General features: G+C 60.4%; 16 protein-coding genes. 11 read left to right on the plus strand and 5 right to left on the minus strand.

What is annotated here, in order from left to right:
- Window positions 1–168: 168 nt before the first annotated feature.
- From ASE36_RS22655 to ASE36_RS23175, 3 genes are all read left to right on the plus strand, one after another.
- Complete coding sequence (locus ASE36_RS22655; RefSeq protein ID WP_156378730.1) at window positions 169–327, plus strand: hypothetical protein; 159 nt, start codon at window positions 169–171, stop codon at window positions 325–327.
- An 83-nt stretch (window positions 328–410) separates the two neighbouring features.
- Window positions 411–563 carry a hypothetical protein gene (locus ASE36_RS22660; RefSeq protein ID WP_156378729.1) on the plus strand — a complete coding sequence of 51 codons (153 nt, stop codon included), beginning with the start codon at window positions 411–413 and terminating at the stop codon, window positions 561–563.
- A 61-nt stretch (window positions 564–624) separates the two neighbouring features.
- The gene (locus ASE36_RS23175; RefSeq protein WP_274533385.1) at window positions 625–759 is read left to right on the plus strand and encodes a hypothetical protein; all 135 of its coding nucleotides are present in this window, start codon (window positions 625–627) and stop codon (window positions 757–759) included.
- 191 nt (window positions 760–950) lie between these two features.
- On the opposite strand, the gene gyrA is transcribed toward ASE36_RS23175, so the two are convergent.
- Window positions 951–3,770 carry a DNA gyrase subunit A gene (gene gyrA / locus ASE36_RS19405; RefSeq protein ID WP_062284452.1) on the minus strand — a complete coding sequence of 940 codons (2,820 nt, stop codon included), beginning with the start codon at window positions 3,768–3,770 and terminating at the stop codon, window positions 951–953.
- Between the two features lie 194 nt (window positions 3,771–3,964).
- Here gyrA and ASE36_RS19410 point away from each other — a divergent pair, with 194 nt between their 5' ends.
- A complete protein-coding gene (locus ASE36_RS19410) occupies window positions 3,965–4,594 on the plus strand; it encodes a MarC family protein (RefSeq protein ID WP_062284449.1) in 630 nt (209 codons plus the stop codon).
- Window positions 4,595–4,743: 149 nt separating this feature from the next.
- On the opposite strand, the gene ASE36_RS19415 is transcribed toward ASE36_RS19410, so the two are convergent.
- Window positions 4,744–5,274 carry a single-stranded DNA-binding protein gene (locus ASE36_RS19415; RefSeq protein ID WP_062284447.1) on the minus strand — a complete coding sequence of 177 codons (531 nt, stop codon included), beginning with the start codon at window positions 5,272–5,274 and terminating at the stop codon, window positions 4,744–4,746.
- A 280-nt stretch (window positions 5,275–5,554) separates the two neighbouring features.
- Between ASE36_RS19415 and uvrA the strand changes: the two genes are divergently transcribed.
- Entirely contained in the window at window positions 5,555–8,476 is a 2,922-nt protein-coding gene (uvrA, locus tag ASE36_RS19420) for an excinuclease ABC subunit UvrA (protein WP_062284444.1), read from the plus strand.
- A gap of 498 nt (window positions 8,477–8,974) precedes the next feature.
- Here the strand turns inward: uvrA and ASE36_RS23220 are convergent, their stop codons facing one another.
- Window positions 8,975–9,145 carry a type II toxin-antitoxin system prevent-host-death family antitoxin gene (locus tag ASE36_RS23220; RefSeq protein WP_320410158.1) on the minus strand — a complete coding sequence of 57 codons (171 nt, stop codon included), beginning with the start codon at window positions 9,143–9,145 and terminating at the stop codon, window positions 8,975–8,977.
- Window positions 9,146–9,210: 65 nt separating this feature from the next.
- Between ASE36_RS23220 and ASE36_RS19435 the strand changes: the two genes are divergently transcribed.
- Both ASE36_RS19435 and ASE36_RS19440 read left to right on the plus strand, forming a co-directional pair.
- Window positions 9,211–10,014, plus strand: a complete 804-nt coding sequence (locus tag ASE36_RS19435) for a DUF72 domain-containing protein (RefSeq protein WP_062284442.1) — start codon at window positions 9,211–9,213, stop codon at window positions 10,012–10,014.
- Window positions 10,015–10,165: 151 nt separating this feature from the next.
- The gene (locus ASE36_RS19440; protein ID WP_062284440.1) at window positions 10,166–11,827 is read left to right on the plus strand and encodes a Na/Pi cotransporter family protein; all 1,662 of its coding nucleotides are present in this window, start codon (window positions 10,166–10,168) and stop codon (window positions 11,825–11,827) included.
- Between the two features lie 20 nt (window positions 11,828–11,847).
- Here ASE36_RS19440 and ASE36_RS19445 read toward each other — a convergent pair whose 3' ends face one another.
- Complete coding sequence (locus ASE36_RS19445; RefSeq protein WP_062284438.1) at window positions 11,848–13,326, minus strand: bifunctional ADP-dependent NAD(P)H-hydrate dehydratase/NAD(P)H-hydrate epimerase; 1,479 nt, start codon at window positions 13,324–13,326, stop codon at window positions 11,848–11,850.
- A 349-nt stretch (window positions 13,327–13,675) separates the two neighbouring features.
- On the opposite strand from ASE36_RS19445, the gene ASE36_RS19450 reads away from it, so the two are divergent.
- The 4 genes from ASE36_RS19450 (at window position 13,676) to hspQ (ending at window position 16,996) form a co-directional block, all read left to right on the plus strand.
- Window positions 13,676–14,014 carry a P-II family nitrogen regulator gene (locus ASE36_RS19450; RefSeq protein WP_006727717.1) on the plus strand — a complete coding sequence of 113 codons (339 nt, stop codon included), beginning with the start codon at window positions 13,676–13,678 and terminating at the stop codon, window positions 14,012–14,014.
- Between the two features lie 62 nt (window positions 14,015–14,076).
- On the plus strand, window positions 14,077–15,486 hold the full coding sequence (glnA, locus tag ASE36_RS19455) for a type I glutamate--ammonia ligase (RefSeq protein ID WP_062284435.1): 1,410 nt from the start codon (window positions 14,077–14,079) through the stop codon (window positions 15,484–15,486).
- A 170-nt stretch (window positions 15,487–15,656) separates the two neighbouring features.
- Window positions 15,657–16,589 carry a DMT family transporter gene (locus ASE36_RS19460; RefSeq protein ID WP_062284432.1) on the plus strand — a complete coding sequence of 311 codons (933 nt, stop codon included), beginning with the start codon at window positions 15,657–15,659 and terminating at the stop codon, window positions 16,587–16,589.
- A gap of 77 nt (window positions 16,590–16,666) precedes the next feature.
- Window positions 16,667–16,996: a heat shock protein HspQ gene (gene hspQ, locus ASE36_RS19465; protein ID WP_062284430.1), complete on the plus strand. Its 330-nt coding sequence runs from the start codon at window positions 16,667–16,669 to the stop codon at window positions 16,994–16,996.
- Window positions 16,997–17,085: 89 nt separating this feature from the next.
- Here the strand turns inward: hspQ and ASE36_RS19470 are convergent, their stop codons facing one another.
- Complete coding sequence (locus tag ASE36_RS19470) at window positions 17,086–17,718, minus strand: invasion associated locus B family protein (RefSeq protein WP_062284427.1); 633 nt, start codon at window positions 17,716–17,718, stop codon at window positions 17,086–17,088.
- Window positions 17,719–17,834 lie beyond the last annotated feature (116 nt).

Raw genomic sequence — 17,834 nt, forward strand, 5'->3', positions numbered from 1 at the left:
CCGGCTCATCGCAAGCGTCTTACCCTGGTCGAACCGGTATCTACCGTGCACTTTTCCGCCGCCTTTTCGCCGTGAACGACCGATGAACGGCGTGTTCAAGGCGGCTTCAGGACGGGACCGGTATTCATGAACCGTGCCTCGAACCAACGATAAGACAAGGACGTTCCAATGCTCGTTCTCCTGATCACCTCCGCTCTCGCCGCTTCGCTCCTCGTTGAGCTCGGTCTTGCCGTCGTTCGGGATCTTATGGAGGGCGTGGATGATGATTTTAAAGATGAACGCCAGATGAACAAGGTGTTCAAGAGCACTTCAGGCAGGGTTTGGTAAACCTCTTCCTACACTGCACGGGAACCATTTCCGCGCACAACCATTTACCGGCAGCGAATGCCGGCTTTTGAAGGACTATCGCAATGCATGACAAAGTTACCCTGATCAACCTCGTCTGGATGATGATGATGACTGCCATGGTTGCTACTTCGGCAGCCTTCTATGTCAAGGATAGCAACGACGCCAAGTTTTACGGCCCTCCGATGACCGCCCGCTACCACAGCTTCGGCCATTAATCGGAAATCAAATCTTCGCCGCTAGAAACTTAACGTCACGCTGAAGAAGAAAGGGAAGACCATGTTTGTAACGCTCACGGTACTCGCCGCTCTGATCAGCGGTATGTTTGTCGCCTCGGTCGCCTCGACCATTACGGCGCTCAAGCGCGAAGACCAGGATTTCCGGGCCATGGTGGAGCGCCGCAAGGCCTTCTGAGCCCCAATACCAAGCGGTCAAGCCGGTGGATCCACACGCCAGGCCTCACAGAAAACCGCATCGAACTTGATGCAAATACCTCCGTCAAAAAGCCCGCTCGGACATCGTCCGGCGGGCTTTTCGTTGGTCTTGCTATGCCTTGTCCGCCATAAAGGCGGGGTGGCCGGCCCAATCAAGGCCGGCCTTCTGTCTTATTCTGCGCCGGGTTCGCCTTCGCCTGCAGCCTCGCCTGCGGCCGGGGTTTCGACACCCGCTTCGACGCCGGCCTCTGCCGCGGCTTCGCCGTCAACCACTTCATCTTCGCCTTCCGGCTCGCTGATCCGTTCAACCGAGACGACCTTCTCGTCCTTGGCAGTGGAGAAGATGGTGACGCCCTTCGTTGCACGGCTGGCGATGCGGATGCCGTTGACCGGCACGCGGATCAGCTGGCCACCGTCGGAGACCAGCATCAGCTGGTCTTTTTCCTCGACCGGGAAAGCGGCGATGAGTTCGCCGATTTCTGCCGTCTTCGAGGTGTCGGTGGCGCGGATGCCCTTGCCGCCGCGGCCAGAGGTGCGGAAGTCGTAAGACGAAGAACGCTTGCCAAAACCCTTGACCGAGACAGTGAGCACGAACTGTTCGCGGGCCTTGAGCTCCTGGTAGCGGTCTTCGGCGAGTTCGCCCTCTTCCGCCACTTCTTCGCCAACCAGTGCGATATCGTCCTCGTCAACGCCACTCGCACGGCGTTCAACCGCAGAGCGCTTGAGATAGGCCGCGCGTTCCCAGGGCTCTGCATCGACATGGCCGAGAATGGTCATCGAAATCAGACGGTCGCCGTCCGCCAATGTCAGACCACGCACGCCGATCGAGTTGCGGCCGGCAAAGACACGCACTTCATCAACGGGGAAGCGGATTGCCTGGCCAAGCGCCGTCGTCAGCAGGACGTCGTCATGCTCGGTGCAGGTTTCGACGCCGAGGATCTCGTCTCCCTCTTCCTCAAGCTTCATCGCTATCTTGCCGTTACGGTTGACCTGGATGAAGTCGGAAAGCTTGTTGCGGCGAACCGTGCCGCGAGTGGTCGAGAACATGACGTCGAGGTTACCCCAGCTCGTCTCGTCCTCAGGCAGCGGCATGATCGAGGTGATGCGCTCGCCGGGCTCCAGCGGGAACATGTTGATCATCGCCTTGCCGCGCGAGGTCGGAGTGCCGATGGGCAGGCGCCAGACCTTTTCCTTGTAGACGATGCCGCGCGAGGAGAAGAACAGCACGGGTGTGTGGGTATTCGCGACGAAAAGACGGGTGGCGAAATCCGCGTCCTTCATCGTCATGCCGGAGCGACCCTTGCCGCCGCGACGCTGGGCGCGATAGGTCGTCAGCGGCACGCGCTTGATATAGCCGGCATGGGACACGGTCACGACCATGTCTTCGCGGGCGATCAGATCCTCGTCGTCCATGTCAGGACCGCCTTCGACGATCTGGGTGCGGCGCGGGGTGCCGAACTCATCTCTGATCGCAGCGAACTCGTCCTTCACGATAGTCTGGATGCGGACGCGCGAGGACAGGATGTCGAGATAATCGGAAATCTCGGCGCCGATCTTGTTGAGTTCCTCGTCGATTTCGTCGCGACCGAGAGCGGTCAGGCGAGCGAGACGCAGTTCGAGGATGGCGCGGGCCTGCTCTTCGGAGAGATTGTAGGTCAGGTCCTCGTTGATGCGGTGGCGCGGGTCGTCGATCAGGCGGATCAACGATTCCACGTCATGGGCGGGCCAGCGGCGCGTCATCAGCTGCTCGCGGGCGGTGGCCGGATCCGGCGCCTTGCGGATCAGCGCAATGACTTCATCGATATTGGCAACGGCAATCGCGAGACCCACCAAGACATGGGCGCGTTCGCGGGCCTTGCGCAGCAGATATTTGGTGCGGCGGCTGACGACTTCCTCGCGGAAGGCGACGAAGGCGCGCAGCATGTCGAGCAGCGTCAGCTGCTCCGGCTTGCCGCCGTTCAGCGCCACCATGTTGCAGCCGAAGGAGGTCTGCAAAGGCGTGTAGCGATAGAGCTGGTTCAGGATGACGTCGGCATTGGCATCGCGCTTCAGCTCGATGACGACGCGGTAGCCGTCGCGGTCGGACTCGTCGCGCAGGTCGGAGATGCCCTCGATGCGCTTTTCGCGCACGAGTTCGGCCATCTTCTCGATCATCGTCGCCTTGTTCACCTGATAGGGGATCTCGGTGATGATGATCTGCTCGCGGTCGCCGCGCATCGGCTCGACGCGGGCCACGCCGCGCATGACGACGGAGCCGCGGCCGGTTTCGTAAGCCGAGCGGATGCCAGAGCGGCCGAGGATCATGGCGCCGGTCGGGAAGTCGGGACCGGGAATGATCTGCATCAGTTCCGGCAGTTCGATTGCCGGATTGTCGATGAGTGCCACGCAGCCGTCGAGCACTTCGACGAGGTTATGCGGCGGGATGTTCGTCGCCATGCCGACCGCGATGCCGCCGGCGCCGTTGACCAGCAGGTTCGGGAATTTGGCGGGAACGACGACCGGCTCCGACATGGTGCCGTCGTAGTTGTCGCGGAAATCGACCGTTTCCTTGTCGAGGTCGTCGAGCAGTGCATGCGCGACTTTTTCGAGCTTGCATTCCGTGTAACGCTGCGCCGCCGGCGGATCACCATCAACCGAGCCGAAATTGCCCTGGCCGTCGATCAGCGGCATGCGCAGCGACCATGGCTGCGCCATGCGGGCCAGCGCGTCATAGATCGCGGCGTCGCCGTGCGGGTGGTACTTACCCATGACGTCGCCGGTAACGCGGGCGCTCTTGACGTATTTCTTGTTCCAGTCGAGACCGAGCTCGTTCATCCCGTAAAGGATGCGCCGATGTACGGGTTTCAAACCATCACGCACGTCGGGAAGTGCACGGCTCACGATGACGCTCATGGCGTAATCGAGATAGGACCGCTGCATTTCCTCCATGATGGAAATAGGCTCAATGCCTTGAGGGAACTTGCCGCTGCCGGGAGTGCTTTGCTCAGTCAAATCAGGTCACGATCTCTGTTCGGAATCACTGGGGAATTTATAGCGGAACAGGCGCGCAAGCGCCAATTTTGACCCGGGTTATAAACAGGCTTTTGCGGCCACGCAAAGGCATTCGGCATATTAGAGCAAGCGGGTCTCTTGCCAGCCGGAGCCGGCTTTGACTTTATGGTCGCCAACCTGCAAGGAGACCCACCATGGCCAGCACCGAAACGATGATCAGCGCGCTTACCACCCTGCTGGTCACGGTCGATCCGCCGGGTCTGGCGCCGTTGTTCCTCGGCCTGACGCAGGGCATGACAGGCGCGCAGCGCCAGCAGGTCGCCGTGCGTGGCGCGGTGATGGGTTTTGCGATCCTCACGGTCTTTGCCCTGTTCGGAGCCAGCATTCTTGGTGCGCTCGGAATTTCGATGGGGGCGTTCCGCATCGCCGGTGGGCTGATGCTGTTTGCCATCGCCTTCGAAATGATCTTCGAAAAGCGCAACGAGCGGAAAGAGAAGACGACCGGCGACGCGATCACCAAGGATCACATCCACAACCTCGCGGTCTTTCCGCTCGCCATTCCGCTGATTGCAGGACCAGGCGCCATTTCGGCGACGGTGCTGATATCCGGCACGATGGACGGCTGGGTCGGCAAGTTGCAACTGATCACAGTCATCGCCGTCGTGCTGGGACTGGTGTTCACTTCGCTCTACCTTGCCGACAGGCTGAACCGTTTCCTCGGCATCACAGGTCGAGCACTGCTGACCCGGCTTCTGGGTGTGTTGCTGGCGGCGCTTTCGGTGCAATTCGTGGTGGACGGGATCAAGTCGGCCTTCGGGGCCTGACTTGGGCTTCCGACATTTCACCTGAGAAGACTCTTCGGCCATTGCCCCATTCTCTAATCAGGCCCTCCCGGTCCTTGCCCTTAGCAACTGCGAGTAGACATTAAAAAAGGGAGCCGAAGCTCCCTTTGCCAAGTGCTGACCACCCGGGCTCAGAACGGGATATCATCATCGAGATCGCGCGAAAAACCGCCTGAGGGAGCGCTGCCGCCACGGCTGGCGCCACCGGAGGAACCGCCGCGCGACGGCGCCGGCGAACCGTAGCCGCCGTCATAACCGCCGCCGAAGTCACCACCCATGTCACCACCGCGCGAGGCCCCGGCGCCATCGCCACGACCGCCGAGCATGGTCAGATTGCCATTAAAGCCCTGCAGGACGACTTCCGTCGAGTAACGGTCGTTGCCGTTCTGGTCCTGCCACTTGCGGGTCTGGAGCTGGCCCTCGACATAAACCGTGGAGCCCTTCTTCAGATACTGCTCTGCAACCTTGCACAGGCCTTCATTGAAGATGACGACCTGATGCCATTCGGTCTTTTCCTTGCGCTCGCCGCTGTTCTTGTCGCGCCAGCTTTCAGACGTCGCGATGCGCAGGTTGGCGATCGGACGGCCGTCCTGGGTCCGGCGGATTTCGGGATCGGCACCGAGATTGCCGATCAGAATGACCTTGTTGACGCTACCAGCCATGACACTCACCTTACTGCCGCGCCGCCGCGGCGTTCAAACTTCAATCAATTTGCACCTTATCCCATCGCCGACGCGAATGGGCGCTTCGGGACTGTAATCCACAGAATGTGGCAGGCTTAAAAATGTTCTTTATTTGTTCTAGTATTTCCGTATGATCCTGTCAACAGAATCGAAATTGCGCAGTGACTGCCTCTTCCACCTCGACTCGGGGGCAACGTTGACTACATAAGGACAGTTCTCCCAGGAACAGTCCCCTTCCCTTTGCCGATCAGAGCCTGACATGAGCGAACTCAAGACCATTTCCATCCGTGGCGCGCGCGAGCACAATCTGAAGGGCATCGACCTCGATTTGCCGCGCAACAGCCTGATCGTGATGACGGGGCTCTCCGGCTCCGGCAAGTCGTCACTTGCCTTCGACACGATTTATGCCGAAGGGCAGCGCCGCTACGTCGAGAGCCTGTCGGCCTATGCGCGGCAGTTCCTGGAAATGATGCAAAAGCCTGACGTCGACCAGATCGAGGGTCTATCGCCCGCGATTTCGATCGAGCAGAAGACGACGTCGCGCAATCCGCGCTCGACGGTCGGCACGGTGACCGAGATCTACGACTATATGCGCCTGCTGTTTGCCCGCGTCGGTGTGCCCTATTCGCCGGCGACGGGGCTGCCGATCGAAAGCCAGACGGTGAGCCAGATGGTCGATCGGGTGCTGGCACTGGAGGAAGGCACTCGACTTTACATCCTCGCGCCGATGATCCGTGGCCGCAAGGGCGAGTATAAAAAGGAACTCGCCGAGCTGATGAAGAAGGGCTTTCAGCGCGTCAAGATCGACGGGCAGTTCTACGAGATTGCCGAGGCACCGACGCTCGACAAGAAATACAAGCATGACATTGACGTCGTTGTCGACCGTGTGGTGGTGCGCCCGGACATTGCGAGCCGCCTGGCTGACAGTCTGGAAACCTGCCTGCGTCTCGCTGACGGTTTGGCGGTCGCCGAATATGCCGACAAGCCGCTGCCGCCTGAGGAGACCTCTGCCGGCGGGTCGGCGAACAAGTCGCTGAATGAGACGCATGAGCGCGTCTTGTTTTCGGAGAAGTTCGCTTGCCCGGTGTCCGGCTTTACCATTCCGGAAATCGAGCCGCGGCTCTTTTCCTTTAATAACCCGTTCGGCGCCTGCCCGACCTGTGACGGGCTTGGCAGCCAGCAGAAGATTGACGAGGCGCTGATCGTCCCGGAAGTCCATCGCAAGCTGAACGATGGGGCGATTGCGCCCTGGGCGAAGTCCAGCTCGCCCTATTACAATCAAACGCTCGAAGCGCTCGGCAAGGCTTTCGGCTTCAAGCTGACGTCGAAGTGGTCGGATCTGTCGGAGGCCGCGCAGAAGGCGATCCTACATGGCACGGAAGAGAAGATCGATTTTCATTACGCCGATGGCGCGCGCTCTTACACCACGACCAAGACCTTTGAAGGCATCGTTCCCAACCTCGAACGGCGCTGGAAGGAGACCGACAGCGCCTGGGCGCGTGAGGAGATCGAACGTTTCATGTCGGCAGCGCCCTGCCCCGCCTGCAATGGATTCCGCCTGAAACCCGAGGCGCTTGCCGTCAAGATCAACGGGCTACATATCGGTCAGGTGACGGAGATGGCGATCCGCAATGCCGGTGCCTGGTTCGAGGATCTGCCTGCCAAGCTCACCGACAAGCAGAACGAAATTGCCGTCCGCATCCTCAAGGAAATCCGCGAGCGCCTGCGCTTCCTCAACGATGTCGGGCTCGATTATCTCTCGATGTCGCGCAATTCCGGCACATTGTCCGGGGGTGAGAGCCAGCGCATTCGTTTGGCCTCCCAGATCGGCTCAGGTCTGACCGGCGTGCTCTACGTGCTCGACGAGCCGTCGATCGGCCTGCATCAGCGCGACAATGCGCGGCTTCTCGATACGCTGAAGCACCTGCGCGATATCGGCAATACCGTGATTGTGGTCGAGCATGACGAGGATGCGATCCTCACGGCTGACTATGTCGTCGACATCGGCCCGGCCGCCGGCATCCATGGTGGCCAGGTCATTGCCGAGGGCACGCCACAGGACATCATGGCGCATCCGAAATCTCTGACCGGTAAATACCTGACGGGCGAGTTGGGTGTCAGCGTGCCTGCGCAGCGGCGCAAGCCGAAGAAAGGCCAGCAGATCAAGGTCATCGGCGCCAAGGGCAACAACCTGAAGAATGTGACGGCTGCCATTCCGCTTGGTGTGTTCACGGCGGTAACGGGTGTGTCGGGCGGCGGCAAATCCACCTTCTTGATCGAGACGCTTTACAAGGCGGCGGCGCGTCGCGTCATGGGTGCCCGCGAGAACCCGGCGGAACACGACCGCATCGACGGTTTCGAATTCATCGATAAGGTGATCGATATCGACCAGTCGCCGATTGGGCGGACGCCGCGCTCGAACCCGGCGACCTATACCGGGGCCTTCACGCCGATCCGCGACTGGTTTACCGGGCTTCCGGAAGCCAAGGCGCGCGGCTATCAGGCCGGTCGCTTCTCGTTCAACGTCAAGGGCGGTCGCTGCGAGGCCTGCCAGGGCGACGGCGTGATCAAGATCGAGATGCACTTCCTGCCCGACGTCTATGTCACCTGCGACGTCTGCCACGGCAAGCGCTACAATCGCGAAACACTGGACGTTACCTTCAAGGGTAAGTCGATCGCCGACGTGCTGGATATGACGGTGGAGGAAGGTGTCGAATTCTTCCAGGCGGTGCCGGCGGTGCGCGACAAGCTGCAGGCGCTGTTTGATGTGGGGCTGGGTTATATCAAGGTCGGCCAGCAGGCGAACACGCTGTCGGGCGGCGAGGCGCAGCGCGTCAAGCTCGCCAAGGAACTGTCGAAGCGTTCGACGGGACGCACCCTCTACATTCTCGACGAACCGACGACGGGGCTACATTTTCATGATGTGGCGAAGCTCCTGGAAATGCTGCAGGAACTGGTGAACCAGGGCAATTCCGTCGTGGTCATCGAGCACAATCTCGAGGTCATCAAGACGGCCGACTATATCCTCGACTTCGGCCCGGAAGGTGGCGATGGCGGCGGCCAGATCGTGGCGCAAGGCACGCCAGAGGAAGTGGTGAAGGTGGATGCGTCCTATACGGGGCAGTTCCTGAAGGAGCTGTTGCAGCGGCGGCCAGTGAAGAGGGCTCAGGCGGCGGAGTGATCGGCCGTTACCAGAGGCGTTCGATGCCGAGGCCGTCGAAGGCTTTGTCAGCGCTCACGAGAAGGAGGCCTTCCAGCTTGGATTGGGCGGCCAGTAATCGGTTAAAGGGATCCTTGTGGTCAGCGATCGGTTGTCCGGCATAGAGTGCATGTGATGTTTCGACTGGAAGCAAGGTGAAACGCTCCGCCGTGACATATCTGACGAAATCTGTGCAGATCGGGCCGACTTCGGGCCATTTTCCGAGACGATGTTTTGTCGTGTTCGAATGCGGAGACGGCGCTGACCATGACCTCGTTGTCGCCGTCGCCCAAGGCCAACCGAGCGGGCTGGCTCAGATGGGCGTTATCCAACAGCCACCAAACCAACGTGTGCGTATCGAGAAGATATCTCACTGACCGTTGTCACCAGGAAAGGAATATTTGCCCTCCCATGCAGCCAGTTCGTCCTCGGACATTGGTTCCAGGAAAAGATTGGGGGGCAGTTTGTCTCGTAAATGGGTCAAGGCGCCCGGTTTTCGCGACGGGTTCTTCTTTTCGGCCGCGGGTAACGGCACCAGCTTCGCAATCGGCTCATCCCCGCGCGCGCAATAACGATTTCCTCGCCGGCTTCGACGCGGGCGAGGAGTTTCGAGAGTTCCGTCTTGGCCTTGTGAATGGTGACGACCGTCATCGCTCGCTCCTGGGCTGCATTTTATATTAGCTAATCGCCTAGCTAACTTCAACGGGAGGCATTTCATGACCAAATCCGGCACGATCCGCTGCGGTATCGGGGGATGGACTTTCGATCCCTGGGACGACAGTTTTTACCCCTCCGACCTGCCGAAGAAGCGGCAGCTGGAATACGCGAGCCGACAGCTGACGGCCATCGAGGTTAACGGCACCTATTATTCCAGCCAGAAGCCGGCAACCTTTGCCAAATGGGCAGCGGACGTGCCTGAGAATTTCGTCTTTTCGCTGAAGGCGAGCCGGTTTTGCACCAACCGCAAGATCCTGGCGGAGGGCGGGCCATCGGTGGAGAAATTTCTGCATCAGGGGATCGAAGAGCTTGGACCCCATCTGGGGCCGATCCTCTGGCAGTTTATGGGTACCAAGAAATTCGATGCAGACGACTTCGAAGCCTTTCTCGGGCTCCTTCCTAAGACGCTGAACGGTTTGCCGCTGCGCCATGTCGTCGAGCCGCGCCATGAAAGTTTCCTCGTGCCGGGGTTCATCGACATGTTGCGGCGGCACGAAGTGGCGGCCGTTTGCGCCGATCACCATGACTATCCGATGTTTGCCGATCCGACGGCCGACTTCATTTATGCCCGGCTGCAAAAGGGCACGGACGAGACGCCGACCTGTTATTTGCCGAAGGAGGTCGATCACTGGGCCGAGCGTTTCAAGATTTTTGCTGCGGGTGGCGTACCTGAAGATCTCGACCTCATCGCGAAGGCGCAGCCGGCAAAGAAGACCTCTCGGGATGTGTTCGCCTTCTTCATTTCCGGTGGCAAGGTCAACGCACCGCGTGGTGCGATGGAACTGCAGAAGCGCGTCGGCTGACGCTGCGGCTGCGGTTGGCATCCATCAATTTGTGACATTGGCGAAACTGGACTAGGCTCGGTCGCAGAGTCGCGGTCATGACCGTGATCTGGGCCGGCATGCTTCCCGTGCGGACGTGCGCGTCCAGGCTTTCAATGTTCGGGGCACAGCCATGTCGGGTATCGCCGTCTTCATCCATCTCGCGGGCGCGGTCGCGCTGCTCCTCTGGGCGACGCGCTTGGTGCGGACCGGGATCGAGCGTGCCTATGGCGGCGTGTTGAAGGACAAGCTGCGACTTGCGATCGGCAATCGCTTTTCGGCAGCGCTGGCGGGCTTTCTGTTCGCGGTTGCGCTGCAGAGTGCCACCGCCGTTGCCCTGATCGTCGCCTCTTTTGCCGCCGCCGGTTATGTGACCTCGGCCATCGGCATTGCGACGCTGCTCGGCGCGGATTTCGGCTCGGCTTTCGTCGTGCGCATCCTGCGCTACGACTTGTCGCTTCTGATGCCGATCCTGCTGCTGGCAGGGACCATTGCCTTTCGCGCGACCAATGCACGGCATTGGCGCCAGCTCGGCCGCATCCTGTTCGGCCTCGGCCTCCTGCTGCTGTCGCTGCGGCTCATCGGTGAAGCCTCCGAGCCGTTGAGAGAAAGCCAGATCCTGCCGGTCTTGTTCAACTATCTGGCCGGCGACTGGATCAGTGCCTTTTTGCTGGCAGCGCTTTTGGCCTGGGCCTTCCATTCGAGCGTTGCCGCCGTCCTGCTCACCGCTTCCCTTGCCGACCAGCATCTGATCCCGGATGCACTGATCATTCCGCTGGTGCTCGGCATCAACTTCGGCGCGGCCGTCATCGCCGCGCTTCTGACCAAGAATGCCGATCCTCTGACGCGTGTCGTGCCGCTCGGCAATGTGGTCATCCGGGGGCTGATGACGCTGCTGGCTTTGGCGCTGCAATTTGCGGTGACCGCAAGCCCGTCGCTTTTCTCCGTCCACCCCGGCGAGGCCGTCGTGCTCGTGCATCTGGCGATGAACGGTGCGGTGCTGGTGCTGGGACTGCCGTTCGCCGGCCTCGTCGCGACGATGCTCGAGCGTTTCGTATCGGTCAGCCAGGTGCCGGCCGCCAATGACGACCGGTTGTCGGCTCTGAACCCGGCCGACCTCGGCAGCCCGACGCAGGCAATCAGCAATGCAACGCGCGAGGTGCTGACTGTTTGCGACAAGACCGAAGTCATGTTGAACGGCATCTTCGAGCTGTTCGAAGAGTGGGACCCGAAGAAGACGCAGCGGATCGAAACGCTCGACGACCAGATCGATGCGATCCATCGCAACATCAAGTTCTATCTCGCCAGAATTTCGGAGACGGCGCTCGACCAGACCTCTGCTGCGCTTTGCCAGAATCTTCTCGGGGCGACCATCAAGATCGAGCAGGCGGCGGACATCATCTCGCAGAACATGCTGACCCGGGCGCGCAAGAAGAGCGAGCGCAAGGCGTCCTTTTCGGCGGAAGGCTGGGCGGAACTCTGTGCCATGCACAATGAGGTGCTGCAGAACGCCCATCTTGCGTTCAATCTTCTGGTCACGCGCGACGTCGAGCATGCCCGCCAGCTGGTCGCCCGCAAGGAGGCGATCCGTAACCTCGTCAAGGCAAGTGAGGAAAAGCATCTCCAGCGTCTGCGCCAGGGCAATGCGGCGAGCTTCGATTCCAGTTCGTTGCATATCGACACCATGCGCGACCTGAAAGAGATCAACTCCCTGTTCGTCTCCATCGGCTATCCGCTGCTTGAAGGCGAAGGCCTGCTGCGGCGCAGCCGTCTGGTGCAGCCGGCGGAGTTGTAACGGGCCGCCGTCGACACTTCCTATGCCGGGAGGACGGCGCCTGCCAGATCTTCGGCGGTCAGCCCCGGCCCGGCCCTGAGGGCTGCCTGACCATGCAGATGGACCCCCGCGCAGGCAGCTTCGAATGCCGGCAGGCCCTGTGCCAGGAGAGCGCCGATGATACCTGCGAGCACATCACCCGAACCGGCAGTCGCAAGGTTCGGCGGCGCGTGCTCCTCGATTGCGGCACGACCGTCCGGGGATGCGATCACCGTATCGGCGCCCTTGTAGACCACGACGCCTCCCAGTGCGGCGGCGGCGGCGAGCGCCTTTGCCGGTTTTGCACGGGTCTCGTCCCCGGCAATCTCGGGGAAGAGCCGCGCGAATTCGCCTTCATGCGGCGTCACCACGAGGCGGGCTGCCTCCCCTTCAAAGGCGGCTGTGAGCAGGTCGCGATCCTGGCGAAAGGCCGTGATACCGTCGGCATCGAGGACGAGGTGGCGGCCGGCCTGACCGAGGCGGATGGCGAAGGCTTTGGCCTTTGCAGGATCACCAAAGCCCGGACCCAGCACGAAAGTCAGTCGACGGACATCTTCCAGATAGTTCTGAAGATCTCGAGCATTGTCGACCGAGGTCAGCATGATGGCGGTGAGATGGACCGCATTGGCGGCAAGCGCCGCCTTTGGCGAAGCAATCGTGACGAGCCCTGCCCCGGCCTTCAACCCCGCCATGGCGCTCAGGCGTGCCGCTCCCGTCGCGGTTTCGGGACCGGAAAACACCGTCAGGTGCCCACGGCGATATTTGTGGTCGGATGCGTCCACCGCCCTGTGGCTTGCCCGCCATATGGACGGGTTGTTGACCTGAAGCGGAGCCGCCTCAGCTTGGAGCAGACGCCAGGGAATGCCGATGTCGAACACCTCGACTTTCCCGCAGAGGTCGCGGCCCGGCAGAAGAACATGTCCGGGCTTGCGGGCCATGAAGGTGATTGTGTGACTGGCACGGAAGGCGGCGCCGCGCACCTGGCCGGATGCTCCGTCCAGACCTGAGGGCAGATCGACAGCGATGACGGGGAGCGGAGTCCTCATCACTTTTTGGATCAGATCGGACACCTCGGGCGGCACGTCACGGGCAAGCCCCGCGCCGAACAATGCGTCGATGACCACGTCGCCGGACACTGGTTCAAAGGCGGCGATGCCTTGGGATGAACCGCCATAATCCGTTCGTGCGCGTCTGGCGTCGCCTTTCAGGCGCTCTGGATCGCCGAGGTGAAAGATGGCGGTGGCGGCCCCTGCGCGCCGGAGGGCCTCGGCACAGACATAACCATCGCCGCCATTGTTGCCGGGACCGCACACGACCACAAATCGCAGAGCGCCGGGATAGAGGCGAAGAGCTGCTGCGGCGACCGCCTCTCCCGCCCGTCTCATCAGGCCATAACTGTCCTGGCCGGTCGCGGCAGCAGCCGCATCCACCCGAGCCATTGCTTCGGGCGTCAGCAGAAGTGATTGGTTCGCAGGGATCATGATGACGTTAGAGCAGAAATTGCGGAAAATTCAAACCGGCACAATTTTGTGCATATTCGAACGCCTTAATAATGCGCATTTGCCTATCGATTAGCCATCTTCATTGGAAATATGAGATCGCTGGCAAAGACTTAGCAAAAGCGAATCTTCTGAAAAAAGATCGACGAAAATCCATATTTCGAGCTTGGCGGGCTGGCTTTTCGCTCCGTTTTGACAGAGATTTGGGCCGCCGGATGGAGGAAGCGGAGGTTTTTGCGAAATTTTCGCGGAAGACTGGCACGTTCCATGCATTCAATCCGGCGAACGGGGCTCATCCTGTTCATTGAGGGAAGCGGAGAGAAATTTTCTCATGAAAAAGATCGAAGCGATCATAAAGCCTTTCAAGCTCGACGAAGTGAAGGAAGCCCTTCAGGAAGTCGGCCTGCAGGGCATCACCGTGACGGAAGCCAAAGGTTTCGGTCGCCAGAAGGGCCATACGGAGCTCTATCGCGGCGCGGAATATGTGGTGGACTTCCTGCCGAAGGTGAAGGTCGAAGTTGTATTGGCCGATGAAAACGTGGAAGCGGTGATAGACGCCATCCGCAACGCCGCCCAGACCGGCCGCATCGGGGACGGCAAGATCTTCGTCTCCAACGTCGAGGAAGTCGTCCGCATCCGGACCGGCGAGACAGGCATCGACGCCATCTAATCAGACCCGGCACCTAGGGAGGTCGGGTTCATATCGTCAGCTCTTGCGAGGAAGAAAAAAACATGACGACCGCAAACGATATTCTGAAACAGATCAAGGACAACGACGTCAAATTCGTCGACCTGCGCTTCACCGATCCGAAGGGCAAGCTGCACCATGTCACCATGGACATCGCGTGTGTCGACGAAGACATGTTCGCCGATGGCGTCATGTTTGACGGCTCCTCCATCGCCGGCTGGAAGGCGATCAACGAATCCGACATGGTGCTCATGCCCGACCCGGCGACGGTCCATATGGACCCCTTCTTCGCCCAGTCGACCATGGTCATCCTCTGCGACATTCTCGACCCGGTTTCGGGCGAAGCCTATAATCGTGACCCGCGCGGCACTGCCAAGAAGGGTGAAGCCTATCTGAAGGCATCAGGCATTGGCGACACGATCTTCGTTGGTCCGGAAGCCGAATTCTTCGTCTTCGACGACGTGAAGTACAAGGCCGACCCCTACAATACGGGCTTCAAGCTCGACTCGTCCGAGCTGCCGTCCAACGACGACACCGACTATGAGACCGGAAACCTCGGTCATCGTCCGCGCGTCAAGGGCGGCTATTTCCCGGTTCCGCCGATTGACAGCCTCCAGGACATGCGCTCCGAGATGCTGACCGTGCTCGGCGAAATGGGTGTTGTCGTTGAAAAGCATCACCATGAAGTGGCGGCTGCCCAGCACGAGCTCGGCATCAAGTTCGACACGATGGTGCGCAACGCCGACAAGATGCAGATCTACAAGTATGTCGTGCATCAGGTTGCCAATGCCTACGGCAAGACCGCGACCTTCATGCCGAAGCCGATCTTCGGTGACAACGGTTCGGGCATGCATGTGCACATGTCGATCTGGAAGGACGGCAAGCCTTCCTTCGCCGGCGACGAATATGCCGGCCTGTCGGAAAGCTGCTTGTACTTCATCGGTGGTATCATCAAGCACGCCAAGGCGATCAACGCTTTCACGAACCCGTCGACCAATTCCTACAAGCGCCTGGTCCCGGGTTATGAAGCGCCGGTTCTGCTCGCCTATTCGGCCCGCAACCGCTCGGCTTCCTGCCGCATTCCGTTCGGCTCCAACCCGAAGGCCAAGCGCGTCGAAATCCGCTTCCCGGACCCGACGGCGAACCCCTATCTCGGCTTTGCCGCGATGCTGATGGCCGGTCTCGACGGCATCAAGAACAAGATCCATCCGGGCAAGGCCATGGACAAGGATCTCTACGATCTGCCGCCGAAGGAGCTGAAGAAGATCCCGACCGTCTGCGGTTCGCTGCGTGAGGCGCTCGAAAGCCTCGACAAGGATCGCAAGTTCCTGACCGCTGGCGGCGTGTTCGACGACGATCAGATCGATTCGTTCATCGAGCTGAAGATGCAGGAAGTCATGCGCTTCGAGATGACCCCGCATCCGGTCGAATACGACATGTACTACTCCGTCTGATCGACGGTTGACGATGAGCTTTCTGACGCCGGCGGCCACCGCCGGCGTTTTTCGTTCCAGGTGACGGATTGGTCGATAACCGTCCTTTCGCCTGTCGCTGCGGGCGGATAGGCTCTGACGATTGTGCGACTGGCCCGCGTCGCGTCAGTCGCGAAAGCCCACATCATACTATGACCATCGATACGAAATCTGCCACCACCCAAAACCCCTCGCCTCGCCTGCTCGACTGGACGTTGTTCCTGCTCGCGCCCGTCTTCTTCTCGTCGAACCTCATCTTCGGTCGCGGGATCACGGGCGAAATGGGACCGTTCACGACGGCCTTTATCCGCTGGGCCGGATCGGCGCTCATCATGTCGCCGATCGTCTGGCATCACCGCCTGCAGTGTCTCGCCTTCGTGCGCCGTCACACGCTGCTGTGGCTGGTGCTGGGCATCCTCGGCATGGGGATCTGCGGCGGGGTCGTCTACTGGGCGTTGACGCTGACCACCGCATCGAACGCGACGCTGATCTACACGACGTCGTCGCTGTTCATCATCCTGTTCGAATGGCTGTTTGGCGGGCGGCGGATCAGCGTTCGCGAGATCTCCGGGATGGTCATCGCCTTTGCCGGCGTGGCTGCAATCGTGCTGAAGGGCGACCTTTCCGCAATCCTGCACATGCGCTTCAATCTCGGGGACCTGGCGATCCTGGTGGCGGCGATATCCTTCGCCTTCTATTCCATCTTGCTCCGAAGGCCCGGCATTCGGGCGATGCCGCCGCTTCCCCTCTTCGGGCTTCTGGCGCTATCAGGCGCGATCGTCCTGATGCCGCCAGCGGTGACCGAGATCCTCGCCGGAGGTCTGCTACCGGATACGCCCCATGACTTCGCCATGCTGGCAGGAATCATCCTCTTTGCTTCGCTTGCAGCCTTCTACAGCTTTCAGCATGCCGTGCATGTTTTCGGTCCTGGCATCGCAGGCATGACGCTTTATCTGATGCCGCCGATGTCGATCCTGATGGCCGTGATCTTTCTAGGAGAGCATTTCGAGCGCTACCACGCCCTCGGGATCGTTCTGGTCACGGCGGGGCTAGTGCTGGCGACTGCGCCGCAACGCAAAACCTGACGATCCGGCATGGAAACTGCATGTCTTGATTTCCGAGGGCTCGGTTCCCAAATAAGGCAGGGAAAGGAAATAAAGCCATGAAACAACGAAGCGCAAAATTTGGTATCGGGGATGTCGTTCGGCACAAGGTCTTTCCGTTCCGCGGCGTCGTCTTCGATGTAGATCCGGAATTCGCCAATTCCGAGGAGTGGTGGAATGCGATCCCGGCCGAAGTTCGGCCCGCCAAGGATCAACCCTTCTACCATCTGCTCGCGGAAAACGCTGAAACCGAATATGTGGCCTATGTCTCGGAGCAGAACCTCGAGACCGACGAGAGCCAGGAGCCGCTGCGTAATCCGCAGATCCAGCAGATCTTCGAACCGCAGCAGACTGGTCGCTACAAGCCGCGCATGACCTACGCGCACTGACGCCTGTTTACGCCCCCTCTCCCAAGCAAAAACGCCCGCGTCGGTTCGACGCGGGCGCTTTTTGTTTGATCTCTCTGATCAGAAAAGGATCAGTTGCCCTGCTTGGCGGCGTTCTGGGCGTCGTTGATCGCCTTGTTACGCTCTTCCTGCTTCTTCTGCATGGCTTCCTGCAGCATGCGCTGGCGCTCTTCGGCCTGCGACTGCGACATGGCTTCCCCATCGTAGGCACCGGTGAAGCCTTCGAGAGGGATCTTGATCGGGTTCGGCGCGCGGCGGAAGTTGATCGAGGTGAAGACGACGTTGCCGCCCTTCTTCAGGCTGGCGACCATCGCGTCCGTCAGCGGGATTTCAGCGGTGCAGCGGTCGGGCAGGCAGACGGCGTAATCGAGCTTGGTGCCCTTGGCATCGTCGATCTGCATCAGAACGCCCGGCGGAATGAGACGTGCCGAAGGAACGGTGACCTGCAGAAGCTTGCGGTTGACCTTGCCTTCGACCGTGATCAGGCCAACGGCTGTGATCAGCTGGCCATTGGCGGCAACGAGCTGGTTCTGGACGACGCAAATGTCCGACTCTTCCTGCTTGGAGCAGGTCTTGAACCATTTTGCCGGCGCCGGGGCGGCAGCATCCTGAGCCTGGGCAACGGCTGGCATGGCGGCCGCTGCGAAGGACAGTGCGAGTGCAGACACAGCCGTCCGCGTTGCATTGCTAAGTGTGAACATCATTCGTATTCCGTCTCCTGAAACCCCTGTCGCGCGGACTTTAAGCCGCGTCACCGATCCTGCTTGGCGCTCACCTGTCGTCCAAATGAGGCAAATGCATGGCCTGGCGATCCGGCCAT

This window comes from Rhizobium sp. Root274 (assembly GCF_001429245.1).
In the GTDB taxonomy this organism is placed as follows: domain Bacteria; phylum Pseudomonadota; class Alphaproteobacteria; order Rhizobiales; family Rhizobiaceae; genus Allorhizobium.

Bases quoted from the DNA above. Each gene is read 5' to 3' on its own strand.
- ASE36_RS22655 (WP_156378730.1), top strand. From the start codon at position 169: ATGCTCGTTCTCCTGATCACCTCCGCTCTCGCCGCTTCGCTCCTCGTT.
- ASE36_RS22660 (WP_156378729.1), top strand. From the start codon at position 411: ATGCATGACAAAGTTACCCTGATCAACCTCGTCTGGATGATGATGATG.
- ASE36_RS23175 (WP_274533385.1), top strand. From the start codon at position 625: ATGTTTGTAACGCTCACGGTACTCGCCGCTCTGATCAGCGGTATGTTT.
- ASE36_RS19410 (WP_062284449.1), top strand. From the start codon at position 3,965: ATGGCCAGCACCGAAACGATGATCAGCGCGCTTACCACCCTGCTGGTC.
- ASE36_RS19415 (WP_062284447.1), bottom strand. From the start codon at position 5,274: ATGGCTGGTAGCGTCAACAAGGTCATTCTGATCGGCAATCTCGGTGCC.
- uvrA (WP_062284444.1), top strand. From the start codon at position 5,555: ATGAGCGAACTCAAGACCATTTCCATCCGTGGCGCGCGCGAGCACAAT.
- ASE36_RS23220 (WP_320410158.1), bottom strand. From the start codon at position 9,145: ATGACGGTCGTCACCATTCACAAGGCCAAGACGGAACTCTCGAAACTC.
- ASE36_RS19435 (WP_062284442.1), top strand. From the start codon at position 9,211: ATGACCAAATCCGGCACGATCCGCTGCGGTATCGGGGGATGGACTTTC.
- ASE36_RS19440 (WP_062284440.1), top strand. From the start codon at position 10,166: ATGTCGGGTATCGCCGTCTTCATCCATCTCGCGGGCGCGGTCGCGCTG.
- ASE36_RS19445 (WP_062284438.1), bottom strand. From the start codon at position 13,326: ATGATCCCTGCGAACCAATCACTTCTGCTGACGCCCGAAGCAATGGCT.
- ASE36_RS19450 (WP_006727717.1), top strand. From the start codon at position 13,676: ATGAAAAAGATCGAAGCGATCATAAAGCCTTTCAAGCTCGACGAAGTG.
- glnA (WP_062284435.1), top strand. From the start codon at position 14,077: ATGACGACCGCAAACGATATTCTGAAACAGATCAAGGACAACGACGTC.
- ASE36_RS19460 (WP_062284432.1), top strand. From the start codon at position 15,657: ATGACCATCGATACGAAATCTGCCACCACCCAAAACCCCTCGCCTCGC.
- hspQ (WP_062284430.1), top strand. From the start codon at position 16,667: ATGAAACAACGAAGCGCAAAATTTGGTATCGGGGATGTCGTTCGGCAC.
- ASE36_RS19470 (WP_062284427.1), bottom strand. From the start codon at position 17,718: ATGATGTTCACACTTAGCAATGCAACGCGGACGGCTGTGTCTGCACTC.